We start from the raw sequence: 13,002 nt of genomic DNA, 5'->3' as shown, positions 1-13,002 counted from the left end.
GTGCCGCCCCCACGGCACCCGTGGCGAGGGGAGTACCTCAGATGCAGCGCAGCAGGATCGCCGTGGCGGCGGCGGTCGTGGCGGCGGCCGGAGCGGCAGTGGCTTTCACCCTGCCCTCCATGGCCGGCACCGCGCCGACTGCCGGCAAGGCCGCGTCCACGAAGTCCGGCGTGGCTCCGCAGATCCTTGCGGCCATGGCCCGTGACCTCGGTCTGGACAGCGACCAGGCGACGGCCCGCCTCAAGCGTTCGCTGTGGGCGAGCGGGGTCTCGGCGCGTCTGGCGGCCGAGACCGGCGCCGACTTCGGTGGCGCCTGGCTGGCGGCCGACGGCACCACGCTGAAGATCGCGGTGACCGACCCGGACGCTGCGGCCGCCGTTCGCTCGGCCGGGGCGGTTCCCGTGCTGGTCAAGCGCAGCGAGCAGACGCTGGTGACGGCGAAGGAGAAGCTCGACGCGGCCCGCGCCGAGGCCACCGACATCACCAGCTGGTACGTCGATGTGACGACCAACAAGCTGGTCGTGGTGGCCAAGCCGGGGGCGGCGTCCGACGCCAAGGCCTTCGCCAAGGACGCCGGCGTCGCGAGCGACGCCGTCACGGTCACCACCAGCAAGACCTCGCCGAAGACGCTGGCCGACATCCGCGGCGGCGACGCGTACTTCATCGCCGTCGACGGCGGCGTGGCGCGCTGCTCGATCGGCTTCTCGGTGGAGGGCGGCTTCGTGACCGCCGGCCACTGCGGCGCGGTCGGCGACAAGACGTTCGCCGACGCCGAGGGCACCGCCCAGGGCACGGTGGCCGCCTCGGTCTTCCCGGGCGATGCCGACATGGGCTTCGTCAAGGTCGACGCGGGCTTCACGCCGCAGCCGGTGGTCAACGACTTCAACAACAACCTGCTGCCGGTGGCCGGCAGCACCGAGGCGCCGGTCGGCGCGGCGGTGTGCCGTTCGGGTTCGACGACCGGCACGTTCTGCGGCACGATCCTCGCCAAGAACCAGACGGTGGTCTACCCGGAGGGTGCCGTCACCGGCCTCACCCGGACCAACGTCTGCGCCGAGGGCGGCGACTCCGGTGGCTCGTGGCTCTCCGGCGACCAGGCGCAGGGCGTCACCTCCGGTGGCTCCGGCGACTGCACGGTCGGCGGCGAGACCTTCTTCCAGCCGGTCAACGAGATCCTGGCGACCAACGACCTGACCCTGATCACCGAGGCCGGCGACGGGGCTGGTGACGCTTCCGCGCCGCCGGCGACCGAGCCGACCACCGCAGCCCCGACCGAGTCGGCCGGTGCCTGTGCCGACCAGCAGGTGCAGCGGACCGGCAACCTCAAGTCCGGCAACGCCCAGGCCCAGCCGAACGGCGGCGCCTACCGCGCCAACGCCGGCCGGCAGACCGCCTGCCTGGACGCGCCGGACGGGTCCGACTTCGACCTGGTCCTGCAGCGGCTCACCAACCACGGTTTCCGCAACGTCGCCCAGGCGAAGTCGGCCGGCGACGGCACCAAGACGCTGAGCGTGAACGCGCGCTCCGGCACCTACCGGTACGTGGTCGTGGCCTCTTCCGGCGCCGGCTCGTACACCCTGGGGTTCAGCGCCCCGTAACGGTTCCGGCGGCTACCACCCACCTGCCGGGGTGGTAGCCGCCGTACCGTTGTGTCTATGTGGGAAGCCGTCGCATACGTCGCAGTGGCCGCGCATTTCGCGTTCCTGGCCCTGGGCATATTCGGCGGCTTCGCCGCGTGGCGGTGGCATTGGTTGATCTGGTTCCAGATCGCCGCGGCCGCCTGGCTCGTCCTCGTGGTGGCGGCCGGCCTGCCCTGCCCGCTCACCTGGGTCGAGGACCGCGCACGGGACCGCGCCGGCCTGCCCGCGCAGACCGGCGGTTTCCTCGACAACCACGTGGCCGGTGTCTTCTACCCCATCGGGCACGAGCGGGCCGCGCAGATCGTGGCCGCGCTGGTGGTGGTCAGTTCGTGGGCCGGTCTTGCCGTAGCTCGGCGACGGCGTCGGCGAGCTGGCAGCCCGTCGCGATCCCGCACAGCATCACCTGGTCGAGCTGCTCGACGGTGACGCCCTTCTCCCAGTCGGCCAGCACCTCACCGATCACGTTGACCGTGCCGTCGTCCTGGATGTGGACGTAGGCCTTCGGCCAGAGGCGGTCGTGGTTCCACGCGTTGCAGAACTCGTAGAGCCGGGTCACGTCCTCCATCCCGAAGATGTGCTGCACCATCGCGCGGACCTGGAGCATCTCGCGGTGGTCGCCGATCTGGAAGAAATAGACGAGATTGCCCTGGAAGTTGCCGACCACGTCATCGTCGGCATCGATCATGTACGAGAAGCTGCGGGCATCCAGCACCGACTTGATCATTTCTTGGGTCAAAGCCTGCACGCGCCCAAGAGTAGGCGGTCGAGTCCGGGAAAGAGGGCGCCGCGCGCCTTCGCGTTGGCTGTGCGTATCGACGCTACGGTGTAGACCATGGCGGGCCGAACTCCTCCGGCGAGCCGGGGCCGTGCCACGCCGCGCGGTTCCGCGAGCAGTCGTGCCCGGCAACCGGCGCGTCAACCGGCCCGCAAGGCCGCCGCACGGCCGGCCGCCCGCACCCGGTCCCGCGCCTCCGCCACCCGCGCCCGCCCCTCGGTGGGCGCCACCCTCGCCACCGCCGCCGGTCGTGGCCTGGGCGCGCTCTGGATGGGCGTGGCGCACAGCGTCGGCTGGGTGGCCCGCGGCGTCGGCAAGCAGGCCGCCACCGCCAAGGAGATCGATCCCGAGCACCGCCGCGACGGTGCCGGACTGCTGATGCTCGGCCTCGCGATCCTGATCGGGGTCGCGGTCTGGGCCGGCAGTGCCGGGCCGGTCGGCAACCGGCTGGCCGACGCGGTGCGCCTGTTCTTCGGCGGGCTCGCCGTGCTGCTGCCGTTGCTGCTGCTCTACGGCGCGGTCCGGCTGATGCGCCGGCCGTCCGACCCGGAGCACCGCGGCCGCAGCGTGGTCGGCTGGAGCGCGCTGATCGTGGCCACCGCGGCCCTGCTGCACATCGCCCAGCAGCCGAGCGACGACCTGGACATGGACCGGGCCGGCGGGCTGCTCGGCTACGGCATCGGCGGGCTTCTGGAAAACGCGGTGACCGCCTGGGTGGCCGTACCCTTGCTGGTCCTGCTCTTCGTCTTCGGTCTTCTGGTGATCACGGCGACGCCGATCAACCGGATCCCCGAGCGGCTGATGCTGCTGGTCGACGTGCTGACCGGTCGCTCGACCGAGCGGGCCCCGCTGCTGCCGCTGGACGGCGACGACCTCGATCTCGACGACGACGAGGTGGAGGAGACCCCGAAGACCCGCCGCCCGGCGCGGCGTCGGCAAGGCTCGCTGGCCGATCTAGGGCTCGCTCCCGAAGCAGAAGAGGACGACCTCGTCGTCCACGATGTCGTCCCGGTGCCCAAGGTGCCGGCCAGTCGTAAAAAGCCGCCCGAGCACTCGCCGGCCCCGCCGACCCGGGCCGAGCAGCTGGAGATCAGCGCGGTGGCCGGCGACTACCGGCTGCCGCCGCCCAGCCTTCTCGCCACCGGCCCGCCGGCCAAGGCCCGCAGCCGCGCCAACGACGAGATCATGGCCGCCCTGACCGTGGTGTTCGAGCAGTTCAACGTCGATGCCGTGGTGGTCGGCTTCACCCGCGGCCCGACCGTCACCCGTTACGAGGTCGAGGTCGGCCCGGGCGTCAAGGTCGAGCGGATCACCCAGCTCTCCCGCAACATCGCGTACGCGGTGAAGTCGCCGGACGTGCGCATCCTCAGCCCGATCCCGGGCAAGAGCGCGGTCGGCGTGGAGATCCCCAACACCGACCCGGAAAACGTCTCGCTCGGCGACGTGCTGCGCTCGCGGGCGGCCACCGGCGATCACCACCCGATGGTGGTCGCGCTCGGCAAGGACATCGAGGGCGGCTTCGTCGTGGCCAACCTGGCCAAGATGCCGCACATCCTGATCGCCGGCGCCACCGGCGCCGGCAAGAGCTCCTGCCTCAACTCCATCCTGGTGTCGCTGCTGACCAGGGCAACACCCGATGAGGTACGCCTTCTGCTGGTCGACCCGAAGCGGGTGGAGATGACGGCGTACGAGGGGATCCCGCACCTCGTCACGCCGATCGTCACCAACCCGAAGAAGGCCGCCGACGCGCTCGAGTGGGTCGTCAGCGAGATGGATGCCCGCTACGACGACCTGGCCGCCAACGGCGTCCGGCACGTCGACGACTTCAACCGCAAGGTCCGCAGCGGCGAGATCGTCGCGCCGCCGGGCAGCGAGCGGGAGATGAAGCCGTATCCCTACCTGCTGGTGATCGTCGACGAGCTGGCCGACCTGATGATGGTGGCGCCGCGCGACGTGGAGGACTCGGTCGTCCGGATCACCCAGCTCGCCCGGGCCGCCGGCATCCACCTGGTGCTGGCCACCCAGCGCCCGTCGGTCGACGTGGTCACCGGCCTGATCAAGGCCAACGTGCCGTCCCGGCTGGCGTTCGCCACATCCTCGCTGGCCGACTCGCGGGTCATCCTCGACCAGCCCGGCGCCGAGAAACTGCTCGGCCGGGGCGACGGTCTCTTCCTCCCGATGGGCGCCTCGAAGCCCACCCGGATCCAGGGCGCCTGGGTCGACGAGAAGGAGATCGCGGCGGTCGTCAAGTTCTGCAAGGAGCAGCGCGAGCCGGAGTTCCGCGAGGGCGTCGTCGACGCGCCGCCGAGCAAGAAGAAGCAGATCGACGAGGAGATCGGCGACGACCTCCAGCTGCTGATCCAGGCCATCGAGCTGGTTGTGACCAGCCAGTTCGGCTCGACCTCGATGCTGCAGCGCAAGCTGCGGGTGGGCTTCGCGAAGGCCGGCCGGCTGATGGACCTGATGGAGAACCGGGAGATCGTCGGGCCGTCCGAGGGCAGCAAGGCCCGGGACGTGCTGGTCAAGCCGGACGGGCTGGAAGAAGCACTGGCGGATCTGCGACTGGACGGCTGACCGGCCGCAGCGTCACCGCGGTCGCGAGCAGGGCCGCCAGCATCAGCGCCGCGGGCACCGCCATCGGCATCAGGTAGCCGCCGAGCAGGTAGGGCGCGTAGCTGATCAGCGACGCCGCTTGGACCAGCACCGGGATCGGCCAGAGCCGCGGGTTGCGCCAGGCCAGCAGGACGGTCAGGACGTCGGCCAGGAAGAAGTAGCGCTCGTGCATGCCGGGCAGCAGGAACGGCACCATGATCGAGAACAGCGCGGCGGCCGCGAGGATGTCGATGTCGTGGCGCGCCAGCAGACCGCAGACCGCCAGGACGGCCGCCGCGGCGACGATGTAACCGACCAGTTTGACCGTCTCGACCGGGGTGCCGGCCGGGAGGAACGCATACGCCGACGGGGCGCGCTGGGTCAGGCTCGCGACGATGTGCGACTGCCGGTCGAGGTCGTAGATGGTGAACAGCTCGACCGGGTCGCGGCCGGCGATCAGCGCCGGAAGATCAAGAGCGAGAAGAACGGCCGGAGCGGCGAGGAGCGTACGCCAGGGAAGCCGCCCACCCAGCGCGAGCAACAGCAGCAGCGGGGCCAGGAAGATGCCCTGGGGTTTGATCGCCACCGACGCCGCGACGAGCGAAACACCGAGCCAGGGCCGGTCTCGAAGCAGGTAGTAGACGCCGCCGAGGCCGAGCGCGGCCCACATCGCGTCGATCTGCCCCCACAGCGAGGCATTGATCACCACGGTGGGCAGCAGCAGAACCACGGCGAAAACCTTGAAAGAATCGCTGATTTTGTACGCGAAGAAAGCGAGCACCGCGTCGAACACCACGAAGGCCAGCTTGATCTTGACGACGAGCGGCCCGGGCACCAGGTGCAGGAAGGCCAGAAGGTACACGAACGGGGCGTTGTAGTTGCCCACGTCGGCGCCGATCGCCCGCCACCCGCCGATGTCCCCCAACTGGTGGTACCACATGACAAAGATGCGCATGTCGCCCGTGGTCACCGGCCATGCCACCAGCCTGACGCCGATGGCGAGCACCACCAGCGCGACGATTTTCCCGGTCCTGTTCATACCGTGGGTTAGTACGGACGGAGTCCCGCTACGGATGACCGGTAACCTTGCTGGAGTGTCGGTAACCCCTTCTCCTAATCCTTCTGGCCGCCGGGTCGCTCTGCTCACCCTCGGCTGTGCCCGTAACGAGGTCGATTCCGAGGAGTTGGCCGCGCGCCTCGATGCCGGTGGCTGGGAGGTCAGCACCGACGCCTCCGGTGCGGATGTGGTGCTGGTCAACACTTGTGGCTTCGTCGAGAAGGCGAAGCAGGACTCGATCGAGACCCTGCTGGCCGCCGCCGACACCGGTGCCAAGGTGGTCGCGGCCGGCTGCATGGCCGAGCGTTACGGCAAGGAGCTGGCCGACAGCCTCCCCGAGGCGCAGGCCGTGCTCGGCTTCGACGACTACGCCGACATCGCCGCCCGCCTCGACGGGGTGCTGGCCGGCGAGCGGTTCGACGCGCACACCCCGCGGGACCGCCGCGAGCTGCTCCCGATCACCCCGGTGCAGCGCCAGGCGGCCAAGGTGGTCATCCCCGGGCACGCGACGGTCGACGAGCACACCCCAGCCCACCTGCGGACGGTTCTACGGCGCCGGCTCGACTCCGGTCCGGTGGCCTCGCTCAAGCTGGCCAGCGGCTGCGACCGGCGCTGCTCGTTCTGCGCGATCCCGACGTTCCGCGGCGCGTTCGTCTCCCGCGACCCGCAGGAACTGCTGGCCGAGGCCGAGTGGCTGGCCAAGTCGGGCGTGCGCGAGCTGGTGCTGGTCAGTGAGAACAGCACGTCGTACGGCAAGGACCTGGGCGACCCGCGCCTGCTGGAGAAGCTGCTGCCGCAGCTGGCCGCGGTCGACGGCATCGTCCGGGTGCGGGCCAGCTACCTTCAGCCCGCCGAGACCCGCCCCGGCCTGGTCGAGGTGATCGCCAATACACCCGGCGTCGCCCCCTACTACGACCTGTCCTTCCAGCACTCGAGCGAGCCGGTGCTGCGCCGGATGCGGCGCTTCGGCTCCACCGAGCGCTTCCTCGAGCTGCTCGACTCGGCCCGGGCGCTGGCCCCGGCGGCCGGTGCGCGGAGCAACTTCATCGTCGGCTTCCCCGGCGAGACCAAGGCCGACGTCGACGAGCTGGTGCGCTTCCTCAGCGAGGCCCGGCTCGACGCGATCGGCATCTTCGACTACAGCGACGAGGACGGCACCGAGGCGGCCGGCCTGCCCGGCAAGGTCAAGGAAGACACCATCAAGCGACGGTACGACCGGGTGGTGTCGCTCGCCGACGAGCTGTGCACGCAGCGCGCCGAGGAGCGGCTCGGCTCGCTGGTCGACGTCCTGGTCGACTCGATCACCGACGGCGAGATCGAGGGCCGGGCCGAGCACCAGGCGCCCGAGGTCGACGGCTCCACCACCCTGGTCGCCGGCGACGGTGTCGACCTGCCCGCGCTGCGCCCCGGCGACCTGGTCCGGGCCCGGGTGACCGGCACGGAGGGCGTCGACCTGATCGCGGTGCCGGTCGAGATGATCGACGCGGCCCCGGTGTCATCGCGTGGCTGACGAGCCGGCTCCGGTGGTCACACCGCGGGTGGTGTCGCTGTACAACCCGGCGAACATCCTCACCGTGGTGCGGATCATCCTGGTTCCGGTTTTCGTGGCGATCGCGGTCGCGTCCGGCCTGACCGGCACCGGCCAGCGGATCGCCGCCTGCCTGGTGTTCTGCGTCGCCTCGGCGACCGACTACGTGGACGGCTGGATCGCCCGCAAGTGGTCGATGGTCACCTCGTTCGGCAAGATCGCCGACCCGATCGCCGACAAAGCCTTGACCGGTACGGCCCTGGTTCTGCTCTCCGCCTACGACCGGCTGCCGTGGTGGGTCACGGTGGTCATTCTGGCTCGTGAGTGGGGTGTGACGGCGCTGCGCTTCTGGGTCATCCGGTTCGGCGTGATCGCGGCCAGCCGCGGTGGAAAGCTGAAGACGGTGCTGCAGATCGGCGCGATCGCCTGGTATCTGTGGCCGGTGCCGCACCCGGCCGACGTCGTCGGACCGTGGCTGATGGGCGCCGCGCTGGTGGTGACCGTGGTCACCGGCGGCGACTACGTGCTCCAGGCGTTGCGCCTGCGCCGCGGTAACTAAGCTCGGCCCGTGGAGCCGAGTGTCGCCGCCGTCGATGCGGTAGCCCGATTGATCGAGCGCCGGGAGACCCTGGCCACCGCCGAGTCGCTGACCGGCGGCCTGGTGGCCGCCACGCTCGTCGAGATCCCCGGGGTGAGCGCGGTTTTCCGGGGCGGCCTGGTGGTCTACGCGACCGAGCTCAAGGCGGTGCTGGCCGGGGTGCCGGCGACGCTGCTCGCCGAGCGCGGCCCGGTCGATCCGGACGTGGCGAAGGCGCTGGCGACCGGCGCGCGCGAGCGCTGCGGCGCCGACTGGGGCATCGCCACGACCGGGGTGGCCGGTCCGGACCCGCAGGACGGCAAGCCGGTCGGCCTGGTCTATGTGGCGGTGGCCGGCCCGCACGGCACTGACGTGCGGGAACTGAAACTCGCCGGCAATCGCACGGTCATCCGAACCAAAAGTGTGACCGCCGTCCTCAGTCTGCTCTCAGAGAAACTGCAAGAGCGGTCGCAGGCGGCCTGAGCTGCGGAATGTCGTAATGATCTAGGTTGTTGGACCGATGGCCTGCCCCGGTGGGTCCCGGAATTCGGCGGGGCGGGATGTCGGCGTCGCCGGCAACGGGTACGGTTGCGGGAAGCCTCCGGCGTGTGCCGGCGGCCCGCCGCAGGAGGAGGTGCCATGGTCCTGCTACGCCGGGTTATCGGCGACGCACTTCGGGCGCGCCGACAGGGACAGCACCGCACGCTGCGCGAGGTGTCCACCGCCGCGAATGTCAGCCTGGGCTATCTGTCCGAGATCGAGCGCGGCCAGAAGGAAGCGTCCAGCGAACTCCTCGCCGCGATCTGCGAAGCGCTCGGCGCCCGCCTGTCCGAGCTTCTGGGTGAGGTCAGCGACACGCTGTCGCTCGCCGAGGAGATGGACGGCGTTCTGGTGCCGGTCGACGAGAAGACCGCTGACGATGCGCTGCGCAAGGTCGCCCGAGAGAGCGACGTTGCCGTGTCGGTGCGCCAGGATTCGCCGCTCAAGGCGACGCTGCACGCCACGCGGAAGCCGCGCGAGGTTGTGTACGCCGCTTAGGCCGCCTATATCGAAACTGCGGGGCCGGTCGCCGTTCGGGCGGACCGGCCCCTTTTCTCATGTCATTGCGGGATCGACCCTGAGGTCCGGCGCGGCGTAACCTCGTGGCGTGGGGGAGACCCTGAGATCCCCCCGAGGTCACGTGACGCCGGTGGCGCCGAGCTGACACGATGGGATGCACGCGCCATCGTGGGACAGCTCCTCGTTCTGGGTCGGTGGCGCCGAAGACTGAGCGACATTGAGGGGATACCGGGAGATGGCGAACCCGTTCGTCAAGGGCTGGCGTTACATGATGGCGCTCTTCGGCGCGAAGATCGACGAGTACGCCGATCCGAAGGTGCAGATTCAGCAGGCCATCGAGGACGCACAGAGGCAGCATCAGGCACTCGTGCAACAGGCGGCGGCGGTGATCGGCAACCAGCGTCAGCTGGAGATGAAGCTGTCCCGCCAGATGTCCGAGGTCGAGAAGCTGCAGGGCATGGCCCGCCAGGCTCTCGTCCTCGCCGACAAGGCCCGCTCCGACGGCAACGAGTCCGAGGCGCAGAAGTACGAGTCGACCGCGCAGACGCTCGCCACCCAGCTGGTCTCGGGCGAGCAGTCGATGGAGGATCTGAAGACCCTCCACGACCAGGCGCTCGGTGCGGCCGGCCAGGCGCGCAAGGCGGTGGAGAACAACGCGATGGTGCTGCAGCAGCGCATCGCCGAGCGCTCCCGCCTGCTCAGCCAGCTCGAGCAGGCCAAGATGCAGGAGACCGTGGCCAAGTCGCTCGAGTCGATGTCGTCGCTCGCCGCGCCCGGCAACACGCCGTCGCTCGACGAGGTCCGCGACAAGATCGAGCAGCGCTACGCCAATGCGATGGGCCGGGCCGAGCTCGCGTCCAACTCGGTCGAGGGCCGCATGCTCGAGGTGCAGAAGTCGAGCCTCGACCTGGCCGGCTCGTCCCGGCTCGAGCAGATCCGGGCCAGCATGGCCGGCGAGAAGCTCGGTGCCGCGCCGGCCCAGCCCGCCGTCGAGCAGGCCCCGGCCTCCGACCCGGCGAGCGTCGCCCGGCTCGACGAGATCCGGGCCAGCATGAACCAGAAGCGGGGCGACACCAGCGCGGCAGGCTGACGCCTTGCGATAGCGGACGGGGAGGACGACGGTGGACGAGCGGACCAGGTATTTCCGGCGGCTCAAGCGGCTGCGCGGTTCGGCGCGGCGGTGGAGCGTGCTGGGTGGGGGCCTGACCGCGGCCGCCGCCGTCCTCGTTCCCTATTCCGGCATCGGCGCGGTCGACGCGATCTGGGCGGGTGCGGCCGGTTCGTCGGTCGCCCTCGCCTGGTGGCGGTGGAGCGATCACCGTGCGCTGGCGGCCCTCCCGGCACCGCCGGCGCCCGACCCGGCGCTGGCCGGTCAGCGGCTGGCCGCCGCGATCGAGCGGTTCCCGGCCGGCCGCAGCGTGCTCAACGAGGTGCGCCGGCAGAAGGACCGCTACGCGTTGCGCGGCTCGGCGATCACCCGCGGCTGGGACCGGCTGGACCGCGCGTCGGCCACCCTGGTCTCGCTGGCCGGCCGGCTCACCGGCCCCGGCGAGGCCGCCGTCCTCGAGGCGGCGGTGGCCGAGCAGTGGCTGCGCGACCTGGGCCAGCGGGTGGCGAGCGTCGAGCGGGCCATCCCGCTCACCCCGGCCGACAAGAAGGCCGTGATCGAGCAGTCGCACGCGAGCCTGGCCGAGCAGTTCACCACCGGCGTCGACGCCTACGAGCGGCTCGTCGCCGCGGCCGCCGGCTACGTGGCCGAGGACGGTCACCCGGTCACCGAGGGCACCCACCCGGCGTTCAACGGGCTGGTCGATGCCACCGACCGGCTGCGCGGCCTCGCCGAGGGCCTGGCCGAGCTGAAACGGCCGTCCGCGACCACCTCCTAGAGTCGATCCGGTTTGGCAGACTCCCGTGCGACGCATCGATCGACGTACACGGGGGAACATCATGCGCCTTACTCGACGACGCCTGCTCGGCGGCGCCGCGGCCGCCGCCGGAGCCGGTGTCCTGACCGATTCCACCGCGGCCGACGCGGCACAGCCGCTGGACCGGCCGTTCACCGCGCTCAGCGCGCCGCATCTGCTCGAGGCCGAGCAGATGGTGCAGTACCAACGACTCCTGGCTGCCGGGCGGCTCACCGACGGTCTGGCCGGGCTGTGGCCGCTCGGCGGGGACGGCGCCGACCATTCCGGCGGCGGCCACCCGGTCACCCTCGGCGGGAGCGCCGCCTGGACGACGCTGCGGGCCGGTGGGGAGCTCAGCCTGACCGGCGGTTACGCGAGCACCGCCGCGGTCCTCGACACCACGGCGCCGTTCACCGTGTCGGCGTGGGTCCGGCTCGACACCGCCGCCGGACTGTCCACCATGTACACCGCGGTGAGCCAGGACTCGGCCACCACCAGCCGGTTCCTGTTGCAGTTCGATCCGGCGCTCGGCTGGGCCTTCAAGGTGCGCAGCGCCGACGAGAGCCAGAAGCGGAGTGCGGCCGGCACCACGGCCGCGGCGCTGGACACCTGGGTGCACCTCGCCGGGGTCAGCGACGGCGCCACCATCGCGCTCTACGTGAACGGCGTGCTGGAGGGGGCCGAGGAGGCGCTGCCCGGCTGGGCCGCCGGCCGCAGCCTGCAGATCGGGCAGGCGACCTGGCAGGGCGGCGCGGTCAACCGGTGGAGGGGCTCTCTACACCGGGTCGATGAGTTTCGCCGGCGAGACGCAGTACGCGGTCGAGATCCTCGACTGCACCTCCGACCCGCACGGCCAGTGGGGGCTTGCGTCGTATGCCGGCTATCCGGACACCCGGATGGTCGGCGCAACCGGCAACTTCACCGGGGCCGGCATCGGGCACATGATGTTCTACGCCGCGGACACGACCGGGCTGTTCTCCCGCTACCGCTGGAGCGTCAACAGCGGCGCGGCCAAGACGTACACCGTCGCCGACCGCCCGATCGCCGCCGCCCGGGTGATCTAGCGCCTAGAGGTCGTCCGGGCGGGGCTGGCAGCGCGGGCACCAGTAGGTGACGCGTTCGTCCTGGTCGGCCTTGCGGATCGCGGAGCCGCAGCGACGGCACGGCTGGGCCCGGCGGCCGTAGACGTAGTTCGTCTCGCCACGGCGCAGCGAACCGGTCGTGGTCTGCGTCCAGCGGCCCCGGTTGGAGGCGACCAGCTTCTGCGCCAGCTCGACGGTGGCCCGCAGGTCGGGGATCTTCTCGATCGGGGTCCACGGCCACAGTCCACGAAGGAACATCGTCTCGGCCTTGTAGAGGTTGCCGACCCCGGCGAGGTTGCGCTGGTCGAGCAGCGCCTCGGCGATGCTCGCGGCCGGTTTCGCGGCGATCCGGCGGACCGCCTCGGCCGGATCCCAGTCGTCGCCGAGCAGGTCCGGGCCGAGATGGCCGACCAGGGTTTCCTCGGCGGCGGTCGGCAGCAGCGCGACGTCGTGCAGGTGGTAGCCGACCGCCACCGAGCGGGCCGTACGCAGCACCACCCGGATCAGGTGGGCCGGCCGGCCGGTCCAGCGCTCGCCCGGGGCATACGCCCGCCAGGCGCCGTCCATCCGCAGGTGCGAGTGCAGGGTGAGCGGCTCCTGGCCGGCCCGGGTCAGGCGCAGCAGCAGGTGCTTGCCCCGGCTCGCCGACTCGGCCACCGTCCAGCCGCTGACGTCGGCGGTGGCCAGCCGGGGCACCCGGAAGTCGCTGCCGGTGAGGAAGTCGCCGGTCAGGGCCTTCTCGAGGACACGGGCCGTGTTCCAGACGGTGTCACCTTCGGGCATACGTC

General features: G+C 71.1%; 13 protein-coding genes and 1 pseudogene. 11 read left to right on the top strand and 3 right to left on the bottom strand.

Annotation, left to right across the window (positions count from 1 at the left end; genetic code table 11):
* Nucleotides 1-41: 41 nt before the first annotated feature.
* A complete protein-coding gene (locus Adu01nite_RS00875) occupies nucleotides 42-1,598 on the top strand; it encodes a S1 family peptidase (RefSeq protein ID WP_203724242.1) in 1,557 nt (518 codons plus the stop codon).
* Nucleotides 1,599-1,655: 57 nt separating this feature from the next.
* Nucleotides 1,656-2,066, top strand: a complete 411-nt coding sequence (locus tag Adu01nite_RS48795) for a DUF2784 domain-containing protein (RefSeq protein WP_203724241.1) — start codon at nucleotides 1,656-1,658, stop codon at nucleotides 2,064-2,066.
* Here Adu01nite_RS48795 and Adu01nite_RS00865 read toward each other — a convergent pair.
* Nucleotides 1,963-2,385 (bottom strand): YbjN domain-containing protein, encoded by a 423-nt coding sequence (locus Adu01nite_RS00865; RefSeq protein ID WP_239132027.1) that lies wholly within the window; start codon nucleotides 2,383-2,385, stop codon nucleotides 1,963-1,965. The genes Adu01nite_RS48795 and Adu01nite_RS00865 overlap by 104 nt on opposite strands.
* A gap of 87 nt (nucleotides 2,386-2,472) precedes the next feature.
* On the opposite strand from Adu01nite_RS00865, the gene Adu01nite_RS00860 reads away from it, so the two are divergent.
* The gene (locus Adu01nite_RS00860) at nucleotides 2,473-4,989 is read left to right on the top strand and encodes a DNA translocase FtsK (RefSeq protein ID WP_203724240.1); all 2,517 of its coding nucleotides are present in this window, start codon (nucleotides 2,473-2,475) and stop codon (nucleotides 4,987-4,989) included.
* Here the strand turns inward: Adu01nite_RS00860 and Adu01nite_RS00855 are convergent.
* Nucleotides 4,937-6,046: a putative hexosyltransferase gene (locus Adu01nite_RS00855; RefSeq protein ID WP_203724239.1), complete on the bottom strand. Its 1,110-nt coding sequence runs from the start codon at nucleotides 6,044-6,046 to the stop codon at nucleotides 4,937-4,939. The genes Adu01nite_RS00860 and Adu01nite_RS00855 overlap by 53 nt on opposite strands.
* Nucleotides 6,047-6,101: 55 nt before the next feature.
* Here Adu01nite_RS00855 and rimO point away from each other — a divergent pair, with 55 nt between their 5' ends.
* The 8 genes and pseudogenes from rimO (at nucleotide 6,102) to Adu01nite_RS47490 (ending at nucleotide 12,196) form a co-directional block, all read left to right on the top strand.
* Nucleotides 6,102-7,574, top strand: a complete 1,473-nt coding sequence (rimO, locus tag Adu01nite_RS00850; protein WP_239132026.1) for a 30S ribosomal protein S12 methylthiotransferase RimO — start codon at nucleotides 6,102-6,104, stop codon at nucleotides 7,572-7,574.
* Nucleotides 7,567-8,151 (top strand): CDP-diacylglycerol--glycerol-3-phosphate 3-phosphatidyltransferase, encoded by a 585-nt coding sequence (gene pgsA / locus Adu01nite_RS00845; RefSeq protein WP_203724237.1) that lies wholly within the window; start codon nucleotides 7,567-7,569, stop codon nucleotides 8,149-8,151. Before rimO ends, pgsA begins: the two co-directional genes overlap by 8 nt.
* Nucleotides 8,152-8,160: 9 nt before the next feature.
* The gene (locus Adu01nite_RS00840; RefSeq protein WP_203724236.1) at nucleotides 8,161-8,652 is read left to right on the top strand and encodes a CinA family protein; all 492 of its coding nucleotides are present in this window, start codon (nucleotides 8,161-8,163) and stop codon (nucleotides 8,650-8,652) included.
* A gap of 156 nt (nucleotides 8,653-8,808) precedes the next feature.
* Nucleotides 8,809-9,207, top strand: a complete 399-nt coding sequence (locus Adu01nite_RS00835; protein WP_203724235.1) for a helix-turn-helix domain-containing protein — start codon at nucleotides 8,809-8,811, stop codon at nucleotides 9,205-9,207.
* Nucleotides 9,208-9,463: 256 nt separating this feature from the next.
* Nucleotides 9,464-10,318 carry a PspA/IM30 family protein gene (locus Adu01nite_RS00830; protein WP_203724234.1) on the top strand — a complete coding sequence of 285 codons (855 nt, stop codon included), beginning with the start codon at nucleotides 9,464-9,466 and terminating at the stop codon, nucleotides 10,316-10,318.
* A 31-nt stretch (nucleotides 10,319-10,349) separates the two neighbouring features.
* A complete protein-coding gene (pspM, locus tag Adu01nite_RS00825; protein WP_203724233.1) occupies nucleotides 10,350-11,114 on the top strand; it encodes a phage shock envelope stress response protein PspM in 765 nt (254 codons plus the stop codon).
* Nucleotides 11,115-11,175: 61 nt separating this feature from the next.
* Nucleotides 11,176-11,862 (top strand): annotated as a pseudogene (locus Adu01nite_RS48790) (LamG domain-containing protein); the annotation flags it as partial.
* Between the two features lie 58 nt (nucleotides 11,863-11,920).
* A complete protein-coding gene (locus Adu01nite_RS47490) occupies nucleotides 11,921-12,196 on the top strand; it encodes a hypothetical protein (RefSeq protein WP_239132024.1) in 276 nt (91 codons plus the stop codon).
* Between the two features lie 3 nt (nucleotides 12,197-12,199).
* On the opposite strand, the gene Adu01nite_RS00815 is transcribed toward Adu01nite_RS47490, so the two are convergent.
* On the bottom strand, nucleotides 12,200-12,997 hold the full coding sequence (locus Adu01nite_RS00815; protein ID WP_203724231.1) for a DNA-formamidopyrimidine glycosylase family protein: 798 nt from the start codon (nucleotides 12,995-12,997) through the stop codon (nucleotides 12,200-12,202).
* Nucleotides 12,998-13,002: the final 5 nt, after the last annotated feature.

Origin of the sequence: Paractinoplanes durhamensis, from assembly GCF_016862175.1 — a bacterium.
GTDB lineage: Bacteria > Actinomycetota > Actinomycetes > Mycobacteriales > Micromonosporaceae > Actinoplanes > Actinoplanes durhamensis.
This window is presented reverse-complemented; position numbering and strand designations above follow the sequence as displayed.

Coding starts and splice junctions, on each gene's coding strand:
- Adu01nite_RS00875 (WP_203724242.1), top strand. CDS start 42: ATGCAGCGCAGCAGGATCGCCGTGGCGGCGGCGGTCGTGGCGGCGGCC.
- Adu01nite_RS48795 (WP_203724241.1), top strand. CDS start 1,656: ATGTGGGAAGCCGTCGCATACGTCGCAGTGGCCGCGCATTTCGCGTTC.
- Adu01nite_RS00860 (WP_203724240.1), top strand. CDS start 2,473: ATGGCGGGCCGAACTCCTCCGGCGAGCCGGGGCCGTGCCACGCCGCGC.
- Adu01nite_RS00855 (WP_203724239.1), bottom strand. CDS start 6,046: ATGAACAGGACCGGGAAAATCGTCGCGCTGGTGGTGCTCGCCATCGGC.
- Adu01nite_RS00835 (WP_203724235.1), top strand. CDS start 8,809: ATGGTCCTGCTACGCCGGGTTATCGGCGACGCACTTCGGGCGCGCCGA.
- Adu01nite_RS00830 (WP_203724234.1), top strand. CDS start 9,464: ATGGCGAACCCGTTCGTCAAGGGCTGGCGTTACATGATGGCGCTCTTC.
- Adu01nite_RS47490 (WP_239132024.1), top strand. CDS start 11,921: ATGAGTTTCGCCGGCGAGACGCAGTACGCGGTCGAGATCCTCGACTGC.
- Adu01nite_RS00815 (WP_203724231.1), bottom strand. CDS start 12,997: ATGCCCGAAGGTGACACCGTCTGGAACACGGCCCGTGTCCTCGAGAAG.